Source organism: Streptomyces sp. NPDC048671 (assembly GCF_055587045.1).
Genome location: NZ_JBVJHB010000017.1, coordinates 148226 through 166243, shown reverse-complemented (window position 1 = coordinate 166243; position 18018 = coordinate 148226). Strand labels below are relative to the sequence as shown.

Here is an 18018-nt window from a genome sequence, read left to right as displayed (position 1 = left end):
ACGGCGGTCGCGGTTGAACGCCGGACGGTCGTTGTCACGGTTGAACGCCGGGCGGTCGTTGTCACGACGCTCGAAAGAACGGCCGCCACGGTCGCCACCACGGTCATTGCTGCCGCGGTCGTCACGACGGTCGCCGCCACCGGCGCGGAAGCCACCGGAGGGACGCTCGTCACGGCGGTCGCGGTTGAACGCCGGACGGTCGTTGTCACGGTTGAACGCCGGGCGGTCGTTGTCACGACGCTCGAAAGAACGGCCGCCACGGTCGCCGCCGCGGTCGTTGCTGCGGTCATTACTGCCGCGGAACGACGGACGGTCGCTGCTGCCGCGGTAGCCGTTTCCGCCGGTGGGACGGCCACTGCGCTCGCCGACCCGGTCGTTGCCGCCGCGGTACCCACCGCGGTCGCCGCCGCGGTTGTCCCGGCGCTCGAAGTTGCCGCGGTCGTCGCGACGCTCCTCGCGCGCGGCCTGCTGCTCCGGCACGGAAGCGGCGGCCAGGAGTGCGGCCTCCGCCTCGGCGGCGACCTCGGCCACCGCTGCCTCGGGGTCGTCGCCCCGCTCGCGTGCGGCACGGGCGACCAGGCGGTCGGCCTCCTCGCGCAGCTCCACGGCACGGCGCTGGATGCGCTCCAGCTGCTTGGTCAGGTCGGCGGCCTCGCGCTCGGCCTGCTTGGCGGCGTTGTTCGCGGAGTCGGCCTGGACCTCGGTGAGCGAACGGGCACCGGTGATCTCGGCGACCTCCGGCTCGAAGACGCCCGCGCCCTGGACGATGTGGCGCGAGGCGTCGACGCCCGCGTCCTCCATCAGGCGGAAGATCTGACGACGCTGGTGCGGCAGCGCCAGCGAGACCACGACACCGGACTTGCCGGCACGGGCGGTACGGCCCGAGCGGTGCAGGTAGTCCTTGTGGTCGCCGGCCGGGTCCACGTTCAGGACCAGGTCGATGCCGTCGACGTGGATACCGCGCGCCGCGACGTCGGTCGCGACCAGCGCGTTGACGAAGCCCTTCTTGAAGTCCTCAAGAACGCGGGTACGGGCGCCCTGGGTCATGCCGCCGTGCAGTGCGTCCGCCTTGACGCCCGCCTCGACGAGCTGCTCGGCGATGCGGTCGGCGCCCAGCTGGGTGCGGACGAAGATGATCGTGCGGCCCTTGCGGGCGGCGATGGCCGAGGTGACCGGCGCCTTGTCCTTCGGCTTCACGACGAGGACGTGGTGCGACATGGTCGAGACGTTGCCCTGGGCGGAGTCGACCTCGTGGGTGACCGGGTTGCTCAGGTAGCGCTTGACCAGGGTGCCGATCTCGTTCTCCATGGTGGCGGAGAAGAGCATCCGCTGGCCGCCACCGGGGATCTGGTCGAGCAGCTCGGTGACCTCGGGCAGGAAGCCCAGGTCGGACATCTGGTCGGCCTCGTCGAGGACGGCGACCTGGACGTTCTCCAGGGAGCAGGCGCCCCGGTTGATGATGTCGCGCAGCCGGCCCGGGGTGGCGACGAGGACGTCGACACCGCGCTCCAGCGCGTAGATCTGGTTGCCCATCGACGTGCCGCCGCAGACGACCTTCATCTTCAGGCCGAGCACGTCGCCGTACGGCTGGAGCGCGTCCGCGACCTGCATCGCGAGCTCACGCGTCGGGGTGAGGATGATCGCGCGGGGCTTCTTCTTCTCGGTGTGGCCACCGGAAAGCGAGGCCAGCGTCGGCAGACCGAAGGAAAGGGTCTTGCCGGAGCCAGTACGGCCACGGCCGAGGATGTCCTTTCCGGCCAGGGCGTCCGGGATGGTCGCTGCCTGGATCGGGAAGGGCGCGGTCACACCGTTCTGCGCGAGCTTGCGGACGATGCCGTCGGGCAGGCCCAGGCTGGCGAAGGTGACGGTCGGCTCGGCGTCCGCCTCGTCGGCGGCGGAGTCGGTGTCGGAGTCGGTGTCGGTGGCGGCGTCAGCCTCCACCTGCTCGGCCCGGGGGGCGTCGGAGACGGTCTGCTCGGCCTTCTCGGCCTGGGGAGCGGCCTTCTCAGTCCGGGGAGCGGCCTTCTCCGCCTGGGGAGCGTCGCTCTCCACCTGAGGAGCGTCGATGTCGGCCTGGGGGGCCGCAATGTAGTCCTTGATGGAGACGGCGGACTCGGCGACAACGGCCTCTGCCGCCTCGACGAGCTCGTCGTTCTCGATGTTCTCGGGCAGCACGGTGTGGTCAGAACTGGAAATTGACATGCGAAATGCGAAACCTTCCGGAGTCTCGGCACGCGCCCGTAACTCCGTGTTTTCGCAATTTCGACCGCCTCAATGCGGTCCAGCCACGGCAAGGGAGAGTACGCGCCACACGGCGCTCTTCTGTGTCGGCGCCGGGCAATGGATCAAACGATCTACTACCATACGCACTCACCCCCGCATCGCGCAAACCGGCCCCCCGCCGACCACCCCGTCAAGCCGGTCCCACCTGCGGTGATGCCTCCGGGGTCGGCATCTCGTCCACGTTGTCCAGCGCACCCATCGCCTCGGTGCGGAGCTGCGCCGCGGGCGACGCCGAAGGCACCTCCGGCGGCTCCGAGGGCTCCGGCTCGGGCTCGGGCTCCGGCGGAGCCGACGGCTCAGGGGTCTGCGGCTCGGACGGAGCCGGGGGATCCGGCCGCTGCGGGACCCCGGGCTCCGACGACGGGAGCGGCGGCGCCGACATCCGGCCGCCCCTGACCCGACGGGGCTCGGCGGACCCCGTGCCGGGACTGTCCGAGGGGGCGGCGGAGGGGCTCGGGGCGCCGGTCTCGGCGATCTCCCGCTCGGAGTGCGCCTCGGCGCCTCCGGTACGGGCCCGGCCGGTGCCGGCCACCGTGGAGCCGTCGGGGCCGGCCACCGACCCCTTCGGCGCGGCGGACCGCGAGGGTGCCGGTTTCCCGGCGTCGTCGCCGACGCTCATGCAGCCGGTGGACGCGGCGATCGTCACAACGGTGACGGCCGCCCAGCGGACGGGGACGGACAGCGGAACGGACAACTGGCGCACGGGGGCACCTCCGGAGGTGCGAGGACGGACGAGGCGGTACGGAAACGAGCCGGGGAGCACTGTGCCCAACTCCCGCCGCCCCGCCGGGGACACGCCCCCGGGCCCGGCCCGCACACCTCATTCACACCTGAGGCCTGTCCCTCACCCGTAACCCAGCGCGTGCAGCCTCTCGTCGTCGATGCCGAAGTGGTGGGCGATCTCATGGACGACGGTGATCTCCGTCTCGGCGACGACGCGCTCGCGCGACTCGCACATCCGCAGCGTCGGCCCCCGGTAGATGGTGATCCGGTCCGGCAGCACACCCGCGTACCACTCGCCGCGCTCGGTCAGCGGCGTGCCCTCGTAGAGCCCGAGCAGATCCGGATCGTCGGCTTCCGGTTCGTCCTCGACGAAGACCGCGACGTTGTCCATCAGCCGGGTCAGCTCCGGCGGGATCCGGTCCAGGGCCTCGCCGACCAGTTCCTCGAACTCTTCCCGCGTCATCTCCAGCACCCCGTCATTGTCACGTACCCGGGCCGGATGTGCCCCGAGGTGCCCGCAGCGCATACCTCCCCACGGACCGGGGCACAGTCGCCCCATGGCCCGCGACCCGTTCCGTGCCGCAGCAGCCCGTGTCCGCCGCCTCCGCGTCCGGCCGCGCGCCGGCCGACGCGTCGGCCGCGCCGGCGGCGCGCTCGTCGTCTCGCCGCGCCCGTTCGCCCGCGCGCTGGGCCTGGTCACCGTCGTGCTGTTCGGTGCCTGGCTCGGGCTGCTGGCCGTCGGCAGTGTCCGTACGACCGTCGGCCCGATGGACACGACGATGACCCTGCGCCCCTCCCTCAGCGGCGGCACCAAGATCAACGTGTCGCCGCTCGGCGCCCTGGAACTGGACTCGCACCGCGCCCCGGTCCGGCTCGACGTCGATGTCGACCGCCTCGACCCGGTCCGCTCCGAGGCCCTGGTCCAGCACCCCGAACGGCTGTCGGGACTGGAGGACGAGGTCACCGGCGACGTCGCCGCCGGCACCCGTGAGCTCGCCCTGCGCTCCTGCGTCGCGGTCGTCTCCGGAGCCACCGCACTGGGCCTCGCGGTCTACCGCAGGCCCCGCCGCGCCCTCGCGGCCGGCGGGCTGGCCCTCGCGCTGCTGGCCGCCTCGGGGGTCAGCGCGTACGCCACCTGGAACCCGAAGTCGGTCCTGGAGCCCCGGTTCTCCGGCCTGCTCTCCAGCGCCCCCTCGGTCGTCGGCGACGCCCGCTCGATCGTCACCGACTTCGACGTCTACCAGCGGGAGCTGGCCCGGCTGGTCACCAACGTCACCAAGCTGTACGACGCCACCTCGACGCTCCCCGTCTACACCCCGGACCCCGCCACGCTCCGCGTCCTGCATGTCTCCGACATCCATCTGAACCCCGCGGCCTGGCACATCATCGGCTCGCTCGTCGAGCAGTACGACATCGACGTGATCATCGATTCGGGCGACACGATGGACCATGGCGCCGCCGTCGAGAACAACTTCCTCGACCCGGTCAGCGATCTGGGCGCCCCCTACGTCTGGGTCCGCGGGAACCACGACTCCGCGATCACCCAGAAGTACCTGGAGCACGCCGAACGGTTCAAGAACGTGCACGTGCTGGACGAGGGCCGGGCCGTGAACGTCGGCGGGCTGCGGGTCGCGGGCATCGGGGACCCGGAGTTCACCCCGGACCGCACCGGGCCCGAACAGGCCGAGGACGCCGAACGGACTGCGGGCCTGCGGCTGGCGGCCGCGCTGCGCGACCAGCAGCGGGCCGGCACCCCGGTCGACATCGCCGTCACCCACGAGCCGGCGGCGGCCCGGGAGACGGACGGCACGGTCCCGCTCGTACTTGCCGGTCATGTGCACCACCGGCAGAACGAGGTGATGGAGCTCGGCACCCGGCTCAAGGTCGAGGGCTCCACGGGCGGCGGCGGGCTGCGCGCCGTACAGAACAAGAAGCCGGAACAGGTGCTCGCGTCCGTGCTCTATCTGGACCGCGCCACCCGGCGTCTGCAGGCCTGGGACGAGATCACCCTGGGCGGGCTCGGCCTGACGACGGCCGAGGTCAGCCGCCATCTCCCGGAGGGGAAACCTGCCGGCGCGACGCCCTCGCCTTTTCGGTTTGGCTGACACCGAAATGCACGTGTACAGTCTCCGACGTGCCCAAGGGCGCCGGTCAGGGCTCGACCGTTCTGCAATCTCACAGGTTGCAGGAGAAGCGGAACCTCTTGAGGGGATGCGGGGTCACATGCTTCTTACGTTCCCTCGGGCGACAGATGAAGAAGCGGCTGTACTAGCAGTTATGCCCTCATCGTCTAGTGGCCCAGGACGCCGCCCTTTCAAGGCGGTAGCACGGGTTCGAATCCCGTTGGGGGCACGCATAACCTGTGCGACACTTAGTCGCACAAAGCTTGGTCCTGTGGAGCAGTTTGGAGTGCTCGCCACCCTGTCAAGGTGGAGGCCGCGGGTTCAAATCCCGTCAGGACCGCTGCAGCCCGTACGAGCTGCGTGGCTGGGTAGCTCAGTTGGTACGAGCGATCGCCTGAAAAGCGATAGGTCGCCGGTTCGATCCCGGCCCCAGCCACCACCCGAAGGCCCCGTCCGGTGGACGGGGCCTTCGCCGTGTCAGGCACCCTCCCGGTCAGCGGTGTTCAGCTCGTCCCCGGCCTCCGCACGGCGGCGGCGCCCGGCCCGTACCGCGAGCACCAGCAGCACCACGGCCACCACCGCGACCAGCATCACCACATCCGGCACATGCTCGCCGACGCCCTGGGCCCACTGCTCCACGGCGAACGACTGGTCCACGTCCAGCAGTCCGGGCAGCGCGGTCGTCCCGTCGTACACCAGGAACATCGCGCCGAGCCCGATGAAGAAGAGCCCCGACAGCAGCGACGTGGTGTGCAGCTCGAAGCGGCCGAGCCGCAGAACCCGCCCGCGCAGCCACGCGCGGCGGCCCAGCTCGAACCGTTCCCAGAGCAGCGCGAGCAGGAAGAGCGGCACCGCCATGCCCAGGGCGTAGACGGCGAGCAGCAGTCCTCCGTACGCCGGGCTGCCGCTGACGGCCGCCACAGTCAGCACGCTTCCGAGGATCGGCCCCGCGCAGAATCCGGCCAGTCCGTAGACCGCGCCGAGCGCGTAGACCGATACGGCGGTCGTGGGACGGATCCGGCCGCTGAGGGCGGCGATCCGCCGCGAGGCGAAGCCGAGACCGACGATCTGGGCGACGCCGAGAACGATGATCAGCCAGCCCGCGCCGAGGACGAGGGCGTCGCGGTGGCTGTAGAAGAGCCGTCCGGCGTACGAACCCGCGGCGCCCAGCGGGACGAGGGTGGTGGCCAGGCCCGCGTAGAAGATCCCGGTCCGGGCGAGGAGCCGTGAGGTGGAGTTGATGGAGTACGCGAAGAAGGCGGGGAGCAGCAGGGCGCTGCACGGGCTGAGCAGCGCCAGCAGTCCGCCGAGGAGCGCGGCGAAGTAGCCGATCCCGGCCGTCACTTCGTCGCGCCCGTGGACGGCTCGGAGCCCTTGGCGTCCTCGCCACCGTTGCCGAGGCTCTTCGCCTGCTGTGCCGCCTGCTCGATGGCCTGGGTGAAGGCCTGCGTCGGCTGCGCTCCGGCGATCGGGCGGCCGTTGATCAGGAACGACGGGGTGGACGTCGCGCCGATTCCGTACCCCTGCTCCTGGTCCTTGCTCACCGCGGCCGCGGCCGCCGCGCCGTCCGTGTCGGCCTGGAAGCGGTCCAGGTCGGCCACCCCCGCCTGCTGGGCGAGCGCCTTCAGCCGGTCCTTGCCGAACCCCTTCTCCTTGGCCCCTTCGGCGTACGCGGCGCTGTGGAACTGCCAGAAGCGCCCCTGCTGTCCGGCGGCCCAGGAGGCGCGCGCCGCGGCCTCGGACTCGGCGCCGAAGATCGGGAAGTTGCGCCACTCGATGCGCAGGGTGCCGTTGTCGACGTACTTCTTCACCAGGGCGGGTTCGGTGTCGCGGGCGAACTTCGCGCAGTAGCCGCACTTGAAGTCGGCGTACTCGATGAGGACGACGGGCGCGTCCGGCCGGCCCTGTGCCAGCTTGTCGCCGGCGTCGCGCCTGGCCAGCTTCGCCAGCTCGGGGTAGACGCCGGCCTCCGGCTCCGCGGTGACGTCGGCGGCCGCGGACGAGCCGGAGCCGGAGCCCGGGGAGTCGGGGGCGGTGGCCCGGTAGGAGACGTAACCGAGCAGGGCTGCGGCCACGACGATCCCGGCGCCGTAGACGAGCGGCTTCCTGGACCTGCCGGCCTTGTTCGGCTTGCCGGTCGTACGGGACTTCGGGGACGGCTTGGACGTGGGCTTGGGCATGGGCTTGGACATGCGGAACTCCGTGCTGGCGATACGGGAGAGGTGAGGGACGGCCGTGGAGACGCGGGCCGTCTACACCCTCAGTACGGAGAGTTCCACCGGAGTGGGCGCGGTCGCCTCGGGCCCGCGCAGCGCCGTCGGAGCGGGGGGCTGGACCGGCCCCGGCCCGGTGACGACGGGCAGGCCCCATCCGGCGAGGCCCGGCGCCTGGTCCTGGGCCGCGCGGGACCGGCCGGGAACGGCGGGTTCGCCGCCCTCGCGCTTGGCGCCCCTGCCGCAGCCCGGAATCCCGTCCCCGCTGTCCGCGGCGACCGTCACGACCGACACCGGGTCCTGGGCGGAGACGTGGGCGGAGACGTGGGCGGATACCGGGGGCGGCACGACGGCCGCCGCCGGAACCGCCGCGGTGACCGCCGTCCGGGCCGCCGCCGTCTGTCCGCAGAACAGCCCGAGGACGACCGCGATGGCCGCCACCAGGCAGGACCACTGCGAACGGGTCACGGCGACCGGCCTTCCTCGGGCTGTTCTGCGGACAGGGCCTCCGGGGGTTCACGGGGGCCCAACGGGATTTCACGGGGGTTCAACTGTCCGGAATGGTACGTGCTGTGATCAGGCCGACCCCCACCGTGCCGACTCCGTGACCGAGCCCGCGCGAAATACGTTCGCCGTTCCTCGGGCCCGGGTGAGATCCTGGTACCCGTATGTCTACTTCCTTCGCCGATCTCCAGTCCCAGCTCGGGCAGCTCTCGCTGCGCGACGCCCACCGGCTCGGCCGCCGCCTCGAAGGGGCGCGCCGCATTCGTCAGCCCGAGGCCCAGCAAGGCGTGCTGGACGAGATCGCCGCCCAGGCCACGAAGGCAGCCGGGCGGCTCGCACTGCGGGCCGGGCGGCTGCCTGCCCTCACGTACCCCGAACAGCTTCCGGTCAGCCAGAAGAAGGACGAGATCCTGGAGGCGATACGCGACCACCAGGTCGTGATCGTCGCCGGTGAGACCGGCTCCGGCAAGACCACCCAGATCCCCAAGATCTGCATGGAGCTGGGGCGTGGTGTCCGCGGCATGATCGGACACACCCAGCCCCGCCGGATCGCGGCGCGCACGGTGGCCGAGCGGATCGCCGAGGAGCTGAAGACGCCGCTGGGCGAGGCGGTGGGCTGGAAGGTCCGCTTCACCGACCAGGTGAACCAGGACGCGACCTTCGTCAAGCTCATGACGGACGGCATCCTGCTCGCCGAGATCCAGACGGACCGCGAGCTGCTCGCGTACGACACGATCATCATCGACGAGGCCCACGAGCGGTCGCTGAACATCGACTTCCTCCTCGGCTATCTGGCCCGGCTGCTGCCCAAGCGCCCGGATCTCAAGGTCGTCATCACCTCGGCGACGATCGACCCCCAGCGTTTCGCGCGCCACTTCGGCGAGGCCCCGGTCGTCGAGGTCAGCGGCCGTACGTACCCGGTGGAGGTGCGGTACCGCCCGCTCCTCGAAGAGGACAGCGACGACTCCGACCGCGACCAGATCACCGCGATCTGCGACGCCGTCGACGAGCTCCAGTCGGAGGGGCCCGGCGACGTCCTGGTCTTCCTCTCCGGGGAGCGGGAGATCCGCGACACCGCGGACGCGCTGGGCAAACGCAACCTCAGACATACAGAGGTGCTCCCTCTCTACGCGCGCCTGTCGCACTCCGAGCAGCACCGGGTGTTCCAGCGCCACACCGGCCGCAGGATCGTGCTGGCGACCAATGTCGCCGAGACCTCGCTGACCGTGCCCGGCATCAAGTACGTGATCGACCCGGGCAACGCCCGTATCTCCCGCTACAGCCACCGCACCAAGGTCCAGCGGCTGCCGATCGAGCGGATCTCGCAGGCCAGCGCCAACCAGCGCAAGGGCCGCTGCGGCCGTACGTCGGACGGCATCTGCATCCGGCTGTACTCCGAGGACGACTTCCTGACCCGCCCGGAGTTCACGGACCCGGAGATCCTGCGGACGAACCTGGCCTCCGTCATCCTCCAGATGACCGCGGCCGGTCTGGGCGACATCGAGAAGTTCCCCTTCATCGATCCGCCGGACCACCGCAACATCCGCGACGGTGTGCAGCTCCTCCAGGAGCTGGGCGCGCTGGATCCGGAGGAGAAGGATCCCAAGAAGCGGCTCACCCCGCTCGGCCGCCAGCTCTCCCAGCTGCCGGTGGACCCGCGCCTGGCCCGGATGGTCATCGAGGCCGACCGCAACGGCTGTGTCCGCGAGGTCATGGTCATCGCCGCCGCGCTCTCCATCCAGGACCCGCGCGAGCGCCCGTCCGAGAAGCAGACACAGGCCGATCAGCAGCACGCCCGGTTCAAGGACGAGACGTCGGACTTCCTGGCGTTCCTGAATCTGTGGCGCTACATCCGCGAGCAGCAGAAGGAGCGCGGCTCCTCCAGCTTCCGCCGGATGTGCAAGCAGGAGTATCTGAACTTCCTGCGCATCCGCGAATGGCAGGACATCTACGCGCAGCTGCGTACGGTCGCCAAGCAGATGGGCCTCGAGCTCGATGAGTCCTCGACGGGTGCTGCCGCTCCCGAGCAGTCGGTGCACACCTCGCTGCTGGCCGGCCTGCTGTCGCACATCGGGCTGAAGGACACCGAGAAGAACGAGTACGTCGGTGCCCGCAGCGCCAAGTTCGCGATCTTCCCGGGGTCGGCGCTCTTCAAGAAGCAGCCGCGGTTCGTGATGTCGGCCGAGCTGGTGGAGACGTCCCGGCTGTGGGCGCGGGTCAACGCCCGGGTCGAGCCGGAGTGGATCGAGCCGCTGGCCCAGCACCTGCTGAAGCGCACCTACAGCGAGCCGCACTGGGAGAAGGACCAGGCGGCGGTGACGGCGTTCGAGCGGGTCACGCTGTACGGCGTACCGATCGTCGCCCAGCGCAAGATTAATTTCGGCCGTATCGACCAGGAGATCTCGCGGGACCTCTTCATCCGCAACGCCCTGGTCGAGGGCGACTGGCGCACGCACCACCAGTTCTTCCACGACAACCGCAAGCTCCTGGGCGAGGTCGAGGAGCTGGAGCACCGTGCCCGGCGCCGCGACATCCTCGTGGACGACGAGACGCTCTTCGACTTCTACGACCAGCGGCTCCCCGAGCACATCGTCTCGGGTGCGCACTTCGACTCCTGGTGGAAGGACAAGCGCCGGGACGAGCCGGACGCGCTGGACTTCGAGCGCTCGATGCTCATCAACGAGAAGGCCGGGAGCGTCACCAAGGACGACTACCCGGACTCCTGGCGGCAGGGGAAGCTCAAGTTCCGGGTGACGTACCAGTTCGAGCCCGGCGCGGACGCCGACGGCGTGACCGTCCACATCCCGCTCCAGGTGCTCAACCAGGTCACGTCGGAGGGCTTCGACTGGCAGATCCCGGGCCTGCGCGAGGAAGTGGTCACCGAGCTGATCCGCTCCCTGCCCAAGCCGATCCGCCGGCACTACGTCCCCGCCCCGAACTACGCGGACAAGTTCCTCGACCGGGCCGTGCCCCTCCAGGAGCCGCTGCCGGTCACCCTCGCCCGCGAGCTCCAGCGGATGGTCGGCGTCCCGGTCACCGCGGACGACTTCGACCTGAGCCGGGTCCCGGACCACCTGAAGATCACCTTCCGGATCGTCGACGAGCGGCGCCGCAAGGTCGCCGAGGACAAGGACCTGGATGCGCTGAAGATCCAGCTGCGCCCCAAGGCCCGGCAGGCGCTCTCCAAGGCCGCCGCGGCGACCGCGGGCCCCACGGGCGAGTCCATCGAGCGCTCGGGCCTCACGGACTGGACGATCGGCACGCTGGACCGGATCTTCGAGACCCGGCGGGCCGGCCAGCCGGTGAAGGCCTATCCGGCCCTCGTCGACCAGGGTGAGACCGTCGCCGTACGGCTCTTCGACACCGAGGCCGAGCAGCAGCAGGCGATGTGGCGCGGCACCCGGAAGCTGATCCTGCTGAACATCCCGGTGAACCCGGCGAAGTTCGCCTCGGACAAGCTGACGAACCAGCAGAAGCTGGCCCTGTCCCGCAACCCGCACGGCTCCATCCAGGCGCTCTTCGACGACTGCGCGACCGCCGCCGCCGACCGGCTGATCGCCGCGCACGGCGGCCCCGCCTGGGACGAGGCGTCGTTCCGGAAGCTGTACGACAAGGTGCGGGCCGATCTGGTGGACCTCACCGTCCGCACGATCGGCCAGGTCCAGCAGATCCTGGCGGCCTGGCAGGCGTGCGAGCGCCGGCTGAAGGCCACCAACAGCCTGGTCCTGATCAACAACGTCACCGATGTACGGGAGCACCTCGCCCGTCTCGTCCCGCCCGGGTTCGTCACCGCGACCGGGCTGCGCAGGCTGCCCGACCTGATGCGCTACCTGGTCGCGGAGGACCGCCGGCTCCAGCAGATGCCGACCAACGTCCAGCGCGACACCTCGCGCATGGAGAAGGTCCACGAGATGCAGGACGAGTACGCCTGGCTGCTCGAACAGCTGCCGCAGGGCAGGCCCGTTCCGCAGGAGGTCCTGGACATCCGCTGGATGATCGAGGAGCTGCGCGTCAGCTATTTCGCGCACGCGCTGGGCACCGCGTTCCCCGTCTCCGACAAGCGGATCGTGAAGGCGATCGACGCCGCCGCCCCGTAACCGTGCGCCGGTGGCCGGGTGACCGTCCGGCCACCGCAAGTGAGGTCGACCGCACCCTCTGACCTCCTGTAGAGTCTGTCTTCGCAGCCAGCCGCAAGGCAGCCGCGAAAACCTGGTCCTGTGGAGCAGTTTGGAGTGCTCGCCACCCTGTCAAGGTGGAGGCCGCGGGTTCAAATCCCGTCAGGACCGCAGTAACGAAAGCCCGGATCCCCTGGATCCGGGCTTTCGCGCGTATTGACTCCGGCGCCCGCCGACGAGTACTCAGAAAACAGGGACTGTCCCTGTTTTCTCGGCGCGGGGCAGCGCGCATCCACCGGGAGGTGGCGCGGATGGCGGCATCCACGGGCGAGGGGTTCCGGACGAACGAGGGATTCCGGACGGACGGGGAATCCGGAACGAGTGACGGTTTCCGGCCGGACACCGGTTTCCGGACGGACGAGGATCTCCGTACGGACGAGAGTCCGCGAGTGGACGAGAGGCCGCGGGCGGCCGCGGATCCCCGGCCGGACGGGGGCGGCGCCCTCGACCCGGCCCGGCCGCTGCCCCCCGCCCGGCGGAGGAAGCCCCGGCACGAGATCCACGCCCTGCTGCGCGCCCATCTGGCGGCCGCCACCCGCTACCGCCACCTCACCCGGCACTGCGCGGTCTGCGCCCGGCTGCTGCGGCTCGCCACGGACCCCCTGACGGCCTCTCAGGCGGCGGGACCGACCGAGGAGCCGCCCGGTCCTTCCGGGGCGCCCACAGGGCCCCGGAAGGCCGCCGTGCGGGCCGCCGGAGCGTCGCGCGGCGATGCGCCGGCGCCGGGCGGCCCCGGACCGGCCCATGACGGCCGGTCCGCCACCCCGCGGGACGAAAGTCCTCCCGCCACGTGACCAATGGCGTGCCGCCGGGCCCCTATGCAGTGGCAGGCTCGTACTTGGCAAGAGTCATGCCGTGTGACGGGTGTCACTGAATCCGTTTTGAGAAGGGGGGACTTTACGCCCTTCCTACAACTGGCGAATTTAATATGTGCAATTGCACCACTCGGACGGGACCCGCCCAGGAGCCCCCGAACCGTCCTCGCCCGGCCTTCCCGGGACGAGGCCACACAGTCCCGCACAGACCCGAGCAAGCCCGCACGAGACCCATCGGGAGCCAACCGGGCGTCCGGTTTCCAGTGGCCTGAACAGTCAGGGGCGGCGCGGACCGGAGCACACCTCGCAGCCGGCCGCGTACGCACAAAAAAGATCGCGCTGGACCCGGCGGAGTCCAGCGCGATCTGACGACGTGACCTGTATGACACAGGTGCGGCGCCCGTTGGGGCGGGCGCCCGTCATATGGAGCTATGGGTGGGCTACATGGGTTGGGGGACCCAAAAAGCCCAGTTGTGCTGCGGCGACAGGGGTTTGTCAGGCCTCGCTGCGCTGCTGCGGAATACCCGCAAGCAGTGCGCGGACCTCTGCCTCGCGGTACCGGCGATGCCCACCGAGCGTGCGGATGGACGTGAGCTTGCCTGCCTTGGCCCAACGGGTAACCGTCTTCGGGTCCACGCGGAACATCGTGGCAACCTCAGCCGGGGTCAGCAGCGGCTCGGCATCAGGGGTGCGAGCGGTCATGAGCGGCCTCCTCGGGAGAACCGAACCATCTCGGTTCTTTCCTCTAAATTCTGCACCTTGACCCGCGTTGCCCGATATGGCGGACGCGGGCCGAGTCGGTTATAGGACGAACGGCTTGTCCTCGGCACTACAACTACACCATCCGTCCAGCCACGTCGGCCAAACCGATGGAATTGCCCTCCCAGGTGTTCATCAGCGACGGAAGCCGATGGACCATGCCATAGCGGACAGTCACACCGCCGTGACGATCAGTCACAGAGCGATCAGGAGTCGTCAGACCCCCCATAGAACGCAATGCAGAGCACTCCGCCCATAATTGGACGAATGGAGCCCTCCCCGGACTCCTTGTCCTATTTTGGCACGAGGAGTAGGTAAGGGCGCAAGGGCCCCGTAAGTGCTATCCATCACGCTTGAGGCAAAGGCCCGGTTCGGGACGTAGGTCCTGACACATCAGGGGTAGGCTCCCGCCTCTTCACCCTCACGTGTCACACAGGACGCAGGTTCATCGCTTGTCAGTTCGCGAACTGACGATCCCTTACGGATCTCCAGCGCCCCGAAAGTCGGGCGTACGCCGCGCTCGCCCCCTCGGTGTCACCGGACCGCAGCGCCGAGATGCCCTCGGCCACGTCCGCTGCACTCCGGTCCTCGGCGAGGTGCCGCGCCGGCAGGGCGTGCACCAGCCCGCCGTAGTCCAGCTCGACCAGGGCGCGCGGATGGAACTCCTCCAGCCAGCGGCCGACATCCACCAGGCCCTCGGTGAGCGGCCCCTCGTCCATCGACTCGCGCAACGTCTTCAGCCCCCGCGCCAGCCGGCGGCGCGCCTGGACCATCGGCGTCCGGTAGCGCAGCACGGCCGGCTCGCCGTCCTCGCCGGCCGGCCGGTACTCGCGCTCCTCGTCCGAGACGAGGACGAACCAGCGCACCGGGACCTGCCACACCGCCGTCCTGATCCAGGGCCGGGCATCCGGATTGCGCTGCGACCACCGCTCGTGGTCGGCCTGCGCCTGCCCGCGCACCACCGGCGGCAGCACGGCGTCGAGCACCGGCCCGGGGAACATGTCCGCCAGACCGTCCAGCGCCAGCCAGCCGCGCAGCCGGGTCCGCCACGGGCAGACGCACACCACACCGTCCACCTCGGCGACGAACGCGTCGGCGCTCTCGTGCGCCGGGACACCGACCGGCGGGGTCGCCGCCAGGTCGGCCAGCGAACGGCGCAGTTCGTCCTGGGCCGTGGGGATCCGGGCACGGCCCGCATAGCGCGCCCAGTGCGCGCGTTCGGCCTCCGGGAAGGCCGCCAGTGGCTCGTAGACCCTGAGGTAGGACGCGTATGGGACGGGCACCGAAGACACCACCGACATGCAGCGATCGTGTCACGCCCGTACTCCGGTCGTGGGTGATCCGCGGCACCGGATCACATCTCCGCCGGTACGGGACGAGCGGCCTTAAGCTCATGCCCACGGACCGGCCGTGCCGGTCGGTCCGGGGCCCTCCCCACCTTCAGGAGGGTCTTCCCGCCGCTTCGTAATTGGGAGTCACCACAGTGACCGATGTGACCGACGGCGTCCTGCACACCCTGTTCCACTCGGATCAGGGGGGGCACGAACAAGTCGTGCTCTGTCAGGACCGTGCCAGCGGCCTCAAGGCCGTCATCGCCATCCACTCCACCGCCCTGGGCCCGGCCCTGGGCGGTACCCGTTTCTATCCGTACGCCTCCGAGGAGGCGGCCGTCGCGGACGCGCTGAACCTGGCGCGCGGCATGTCGTACAAGAACGCTCTGGCCGGGCTCGACCACGGTGGCGGCAAGGCCGTCATCATCGGCGACCCGGAGTCCTTCGAGGGCGCCCGGCGGACCGAACTGCTGCTGGCCTACGGCCGGGCGGTGGCCTCGCTCGGCGGCCGCTACGTGACGGCCTGCGATGTCGGCACGTACGTCGCCGACATGGACGTCGTGGCCCGCGAGTGCCGCTGGACCACCGGCCGCTCCCCCGAGAACGGCGGCGCCGGCGACTCGTCGGTGCTCACCGCGTTCGGTGTCTTCCAGGGCATGCGGGCCTCGGCCCAGCACCTCTGGGGCGACCCGACGCTGCGTGGCCGAAAAGTGGGGGTCGCCGGAGTCGGCAAGGTCGGCCATCACCTCGTCGAGCACCTGCTGGCGGACGGCGCCCTGGTCACGATCACCGATGTGCGGGAGGAGTCCGTGCGCCGGATCACCGAGAAGCACCCCGAGGTCGCCGTGACGGCGGACACCGGGGCGCTGATCCGTACCGAGGGCCTGGACATCTACGCCCCGTGCGCGCTCGGCGGCGCGCTGGACGACGACACCGTTCCGGTGCTCACCGCCTCGGTGGTGTGCGGCGCGGCCAACAACCAGCTCGCGCACCCGGGCGTCGAGAAGGATCTGGCGGACCGCTCGATCCTTTACGCACCCGACTACGTGGTGAACGCCGGCGGGGTCATCCAGGTAGCCGACGAGCTGCACGGCTTCGACTTCGACCGGTGCCGGGCCAAGGCGGCGAAGATCTTCGACACGACGCTGGCCATATTCGCACGTGCGAAGAGTGACGGCATCCCGCCGGCCGCCGCGGCCGACCGGATCGCCGAGCAGCGCATGGCCGACGCCAGGCGTCGCTGACCGCGGCAGGGGCCCTACGGGGAGTCATTCCCTGCGCAGAGCCTGCTGTACCCGCCGATCGGGGAGACATGCCTCACCCCGGTCGGCGGGTCGCATGCCCAGAAGAGGTTAAAATCGCAGTTGACCAGCGAGGACAGGGCTCCTCGCGGGTCCTCTTCCGGGGTGTGTGATGCGGGCGGCGTACCGTATGGCCGCGGAAGCAGGTACCGTTAAAGCCCTACAGGCACGGTCTCTCTGCCGAGAGTCCGTCCTGAAACATGAACGCGTGTCAAGACTCTGGGGCCGTCGAGCCCCGTCACCGAGGGGGTCGAGCCATGGGGCGCGGCCGGGCAAAGGCCAAGCAGACAAAGGTCGCCCGTCAGCTGAAGTACAGCAGCGGCGGGACTGACCTGTCGCGTCTGGCCAATGAGCTGGGCGCATCACCTTCGAGTCAACCACCGAACGCAGAGCCGTTCGAGGACGACGACGAGGAGGATGACCCGTACGCACAGTACGCGGATCAGTACAACAACGATGACGAGGACGAGGACGACCAGTCCGGTCCGTCGTCACAGCGCCGCGGCGCTTGACCTCGCGCTGACACATCAACCCGGTCCGGGCCTGTCCCGGACCGGGTTCTGTGCTGTCCCGGTCCAAAGAGCGCGCCCGGTCCGAAGAGCGCGCAGGCTCGGTTCGGCGAACGCGCTGCCCCGGTCCGCCGGGCGGATCATTCCGACCCGCCCGGCGTCCGGTGCCGTCTTCCGTGCCCACACTCAGCGCGCGTACTCGCCCACGAGCTCCGCGCCCGTCGTGTGCGCACCGCGGTCCGTGATCTCGCCGGCGACCCAGGAGTCGACGCCGCGGTCCGCCAGTGTCGTCAGGGCCGCGTCGGCGGACTCCGCCGGGACGATCGCGATCATGCCGACGCCCATGTTGAGCGTCTTCTCCAGCTCCAGCCGCTCGACCTGACCGGCCTTGCCCACCAGGTCGAAGACCGCGCCGGGCGTCCAGGTGGAGCGGTCCACGGTCGCGTGCAGTCCGTCCGGGACGACCCGGGCCAGGTTGTTGGCCAGGCCACCGCCGGTGACGTGGCTGAAGCCGTGCACCTCGGTCGTACGGGTCAGCGCCAGGCAGTCCAGCGAGTAGATCCTGGTGGGCTCAAGGAGCTCCTCGCCGAGCGTCCGGCCGAACTCCTCGACCTCGCGGTCCAGCGCCCAGCCGGCCCGGTCGAAGACGACGTGGCGGACGAGCGAGTACCCGTTGGAGTGAAGCCCGGACGACGCCATCGCGATGACGGCGTCACCCTTGCGGATGCGGTCGGGGCCCAGCATGCGGTCGGCCTCCACCACACCCGTACCGGCGCCGGCGACATCGAAGTCGTCCGGGCCGAGCAGTCCGGGGTGTTCGGCGGTCTCGCCGCCGACCAGGGCGCAGCCCGCCAGGACACAGCCTTCGGCGATGCCCTTCACGATGGCCGCGACACGCTCGGGGTGCACCTTGCCGACACAGATGTAGTCGGTCATGAAGAGCGGTTCGGCGCCGCAGACGACCAGGTCGTCCACGACCATGCCGACGAGGTCGCGGCCGATCGTGTCGTACACGCCCATCTGGCGGGCGAGGTCGACCTTGGTGCCGACGCCGTCGGTGGCGGAGGCGAGCAGCGGACGCTCGTAGCGCTTGAGGGCCGAGGCGTCGAAGAGTCCGGCGAAGCCGCCGAGGCCGCCGAGGCCTGCGACCTCGGGACGCTGCGTCTTCTTCACCCACTCCTTCATCAGCTCGACGGCACGGTCGCCGGCCTCGATGTCGACGCCCGCTGCCGCGTAGGAAGCACCTGTTGTCTCAGACATTGCCTGGGATCTTTCGTGTGGA

14 protein-coding genes and 4 tRNA genes are annotated in these 18018 nt (G+C 70.3%); 9 read left to right on the top strand and 9 right to left on the bottom strand.

The features are described 5' to 3' along the window. The 3 genes from ACZ6S6_RS31035 to ACZ6S6_RS31025 form a co-directional block, all read right to left on the bottom strand. Positions 1-2202, bottom strand: a 2202-nt coding sequence (locus ACZ6S6_RS31035) for a DEAD/DEAH box helicase (protein WP_469708080.1), incomplete at its 3' end; no start/stop codon positions are given. 211 nt (positions 2203-2413) lie between these two features. Further along, a complete protein-coding gene (locus ACZ6S6_RS31030) occupies positions 2414-2986 on the bottom strand; it encodes a hypothetical protein (RefSeq protein ID WP_469708078.1) in 573 nt (190 codons plus the stop codon). 141 nt (positions 2987-3127) lie between these two features. Next, positions 3128-3478 (bottom strand): metallopeptidase family protein, encoded by a 351-nt coding sequence (locus ACZ6S6_RS31025; RefSeq protein WP_311304231.1) that lies wholly within the window; start codon positions 3476-3478, stop codon positions 3128-3130. A gap of 85 nt (positions 3479-3563) precedes the next feature. Here ACZ6S6_RS31025 and ACZ6S6_RS31020 point away from each other — a divergent pair, with 85 nt between their 5' ends. The 4 genes from ACZ6S6_RS31020 to ACZ6S6_RS31005 all read left to right on the top strand — a co-directional run bounded on the left by ACZ6S6_RS31020 (position 3564) and on the right by ACZ6S6_RS31005 (position 5568). Next, positions 3564-5111, top strand: a complete 1548-nt coding sequence (locus tag ACZ6S6_RS31020; protein ID WP_469708075.1) for a metallophosphoesterase family protein — start codon at positions 3564-3566, stop codon at positions 5109-5111. A 174-nt stretch (positions 5112-5285) separates the two neighbouring features. Beyond that, positions 5286-5358, top strand: a tRNA-Glu gene (locus ACZ6S6_RS31015). 36 nt (positions 5359-5394) lie between these two features. Then, positions 5395-5469: transfer RNA gene (locus tag ACZ6S6_RS31010), tRNA-Asp, on the top strand. A 22-nt stretch (positions 5470-5491) separates the two neighbouring features. Further along, positions 5492-5568: transfer RNA gene (locus tag ACZ6S6_RS31005), tRNA-Phe, on the top strand. Between the two features lie 38 nt (positions 5569-5606). Here the strand turns inward: ACZ6S6_RS31005 and ACZ6S6_RS31000 are convergent. The 3 genes from ACZ6S6_RS31000 to ACZ6S6_RS30990 form a co-directional block, all read right to left on the bottom strand. After that, complete coding sequence (locus ACZ6S6_RS31000) at positions 5607-6473, bottom strand: cytochrome c biogenesis CcdA family protein (RefSeq protein WP_362960177.1); 867 nt, start codon at positions 6471-6473, stop codon at positions 5607-5609. Next, the gene (locus tag ACZ6S6_RS30995) at positions 6470-7309 is read right to left on the bottom strand and encodes a DsbA family protein (RefSeq protein ID WP_469708125.1); all 840 of its coding nucleotides are present in this window, start codon (positions 7307-7309) and stop codon (positions 6470-6472) included. The genes ACZ6S6_RS31000 and ACZ6S6_RS30995 overlap by 4 nt, the downstream gene beginning before the upstream one ends. A gap of 72 nt (positions 7310-7381) precedes the next feature. Next, positions 7382-7810: a hypothetical protein gene (locus ACZ6S6_RS30990; protein ID WP_469708073.1), complete on the bottom strand. Its 429-nt coding sequence runs from the start codon at positions 7808-7810 to the stop codon at positions 7382-7384. Between the two features lie 200 nt (positions 7811-8010). On the opposite strand from ACZ6S6_RS30990, the gene hrpA reads away from it, so the two are divergent. From hrpA to ACZ6S6_RS30975, 3 genes are all read left to right on the top strand, one after another. Continuing rightward, a complete protein-coding gene (gene hrpA, locus ACZ6S6_RS30985; protein ID WP_469708071.1) occupies positions 8011-11943 on the top strand; it encodes an ATP-dependent RNA helicase HrpA in 3933 nt (1310 codons plus the stop codon). Between the two features lie 114 nt (positions 11944-12057). Then, positions 12058-12132, top strand: a tRNA-Asp gene (locus ACZ6S6_RS30980). Positions 12133-12272: 140 nt separating this feature from the next. Then, on the top strand, positions 12273-12815 hold the full coding sequence (locus ACZ6S6_RS30975) for a DUF6274 family protein (RefSeq protein WP_469708069.1): 543 nt from the start codon (positions 12273-12275) through the stop codon (positions 12813-12815). A gap of 516 nt (positions 12816-13331) precedes the next feature. Here ACZ6S6_RS30975 and bldC read toward each other — a convergent pair. Together bldC and ACZ6S6_RS30965 are read right to left on the bottom strand one after the other, a co-directional pair. Beyond that, positions 13332-13538: a developmental transcriptional regulator BldC gene (gene bldC, locus ACZ6S6_RS30970; RefSeq protein ID WP_003949541.1), complete on the bottom strand. Its 207-nt coding sequence runs from the start codon at positions 13536-13538 to the stop codon at positions 13332-13334. Positions 13539-14050: 512 nt separating this feature from the next. Further along, positions 14051-14896 (bottom strand): DUF8083 family protein, encoded by an 846-nt coding sequence (locus ACZ6S6_RS30965; protein WP_362960164.1) that lies wholly within the window; start codon positions 14894-14896, stop codon positions 14051-14053. A gap of 182 nt (positions 14897-15078) precedes the next feature. Between ACZ6S6_RS30965 and ACZ6S6_RS30960 the strand changes: the two genes are divergently transcribed. Both ACZ6S6_RS30960 and ACZ6S6_RS30955 read left to right on the top strand, forming a co-directional pair. Further along, positions 15079-16170 (top strand): Leu/Phe/Val dehydrogenase, encoded by a 1092-nt coding sequence (locus tag ACZ6S6_RS30960; protein WP_469708067.1) that lies wholly within the window; start codon positions 15079-15081, stop codon positions 16168-16170. Positions 16171-16484: 314 nt separating this feature from the next. Further along, the gene (locus ACZ6S6_RS30955) at positions 16485-16739 is read left to right on the top strand and encodes a DUF3073 domain-containing protein (RefSeq protein WP_327338098.1); all 255 of its coding nucleotides are present in this window, start codon (positions 16485-16487) and stop codon (positions 16737-16739) included. Positions 16740-16922: 183 nt separating this feature from the next. Here ACZ6S6_RS30955 and purM read toward each other — a convergent pair whose 3' ends face one another. Then, positions 16923-17996, bottom strand: a complete 1074-nt coding sequence (gene purM / locus ACZ6S6_RS30950) for a phosphoribosylformylglycinamidine cyclo-ligase (RefSeq protein ID WP_469708064.1) — start codon at positions 17994-17996, stop codon at positions 16923-16925. Positions 17997-18018: the final 22 nt, after the last annotated feature.

Bases quoted from the DNA above. Each gene is read 5' to 3' on its own strand.
- ACZ6S6_RS30955 (WP_327338098.1), top strand. From the start codon at position 16,485: ATGGGGCGCGGCCGGGCAAAGGCCAAGCAGACAAAGGTCGCCCGTCAG.
- hrpA (WP_469708071.1), top strand. From the start codon at position 8,011: ATGTCTACTTCCTTCGCCGATCTCCAGTCCCAGCTCGGGCAGCTCTCG.
- bldC (WP_003949541.1), bottom strand. From the start codon at position 13,538: ATGACCGCTCGCACCCCTGATGCCGAGCCGCTGCTGACCCCGGCTGAG.
- ACZ6S6_RS30965 (WP_362960164.1), bottom strand. From the start codon at position 14,896: ATGTCGGTGGTGTCTTCGGTGCCCGTCCCATACGCGTCCTACCTCAGG.
- ACZ6S6_RS30975 (WP_469708069.1), top strand. From the start codon at position 12,273: ATGGCGGCATCCACGGGCGAGGGGTTCCGGACGAACGAGGGATTCCGG.
- purM (WP_469708064.1), bottom strand. From the start codon at position 17,996: ATGTCTGAGACAACAGGTGCTTCCTACGCGGCAGCGGGCGTCGACATC.
- ACZ6S6_RS30995 (WP_469708125.1), bottom strand. From the start codon at position 7,309: ATGCCCAAGCCCACGTCCAAGCCGTCCCCGAAGTCCCGTACGACCGGC.
- ACZ6S6_RS31020 (WP_469708075.1), top strand. From the start codon at position 3,564: ATGGCCCGCGACCCGTTCCGTGCCGCAGCAGCCCGTGTCCGCCGCCTC.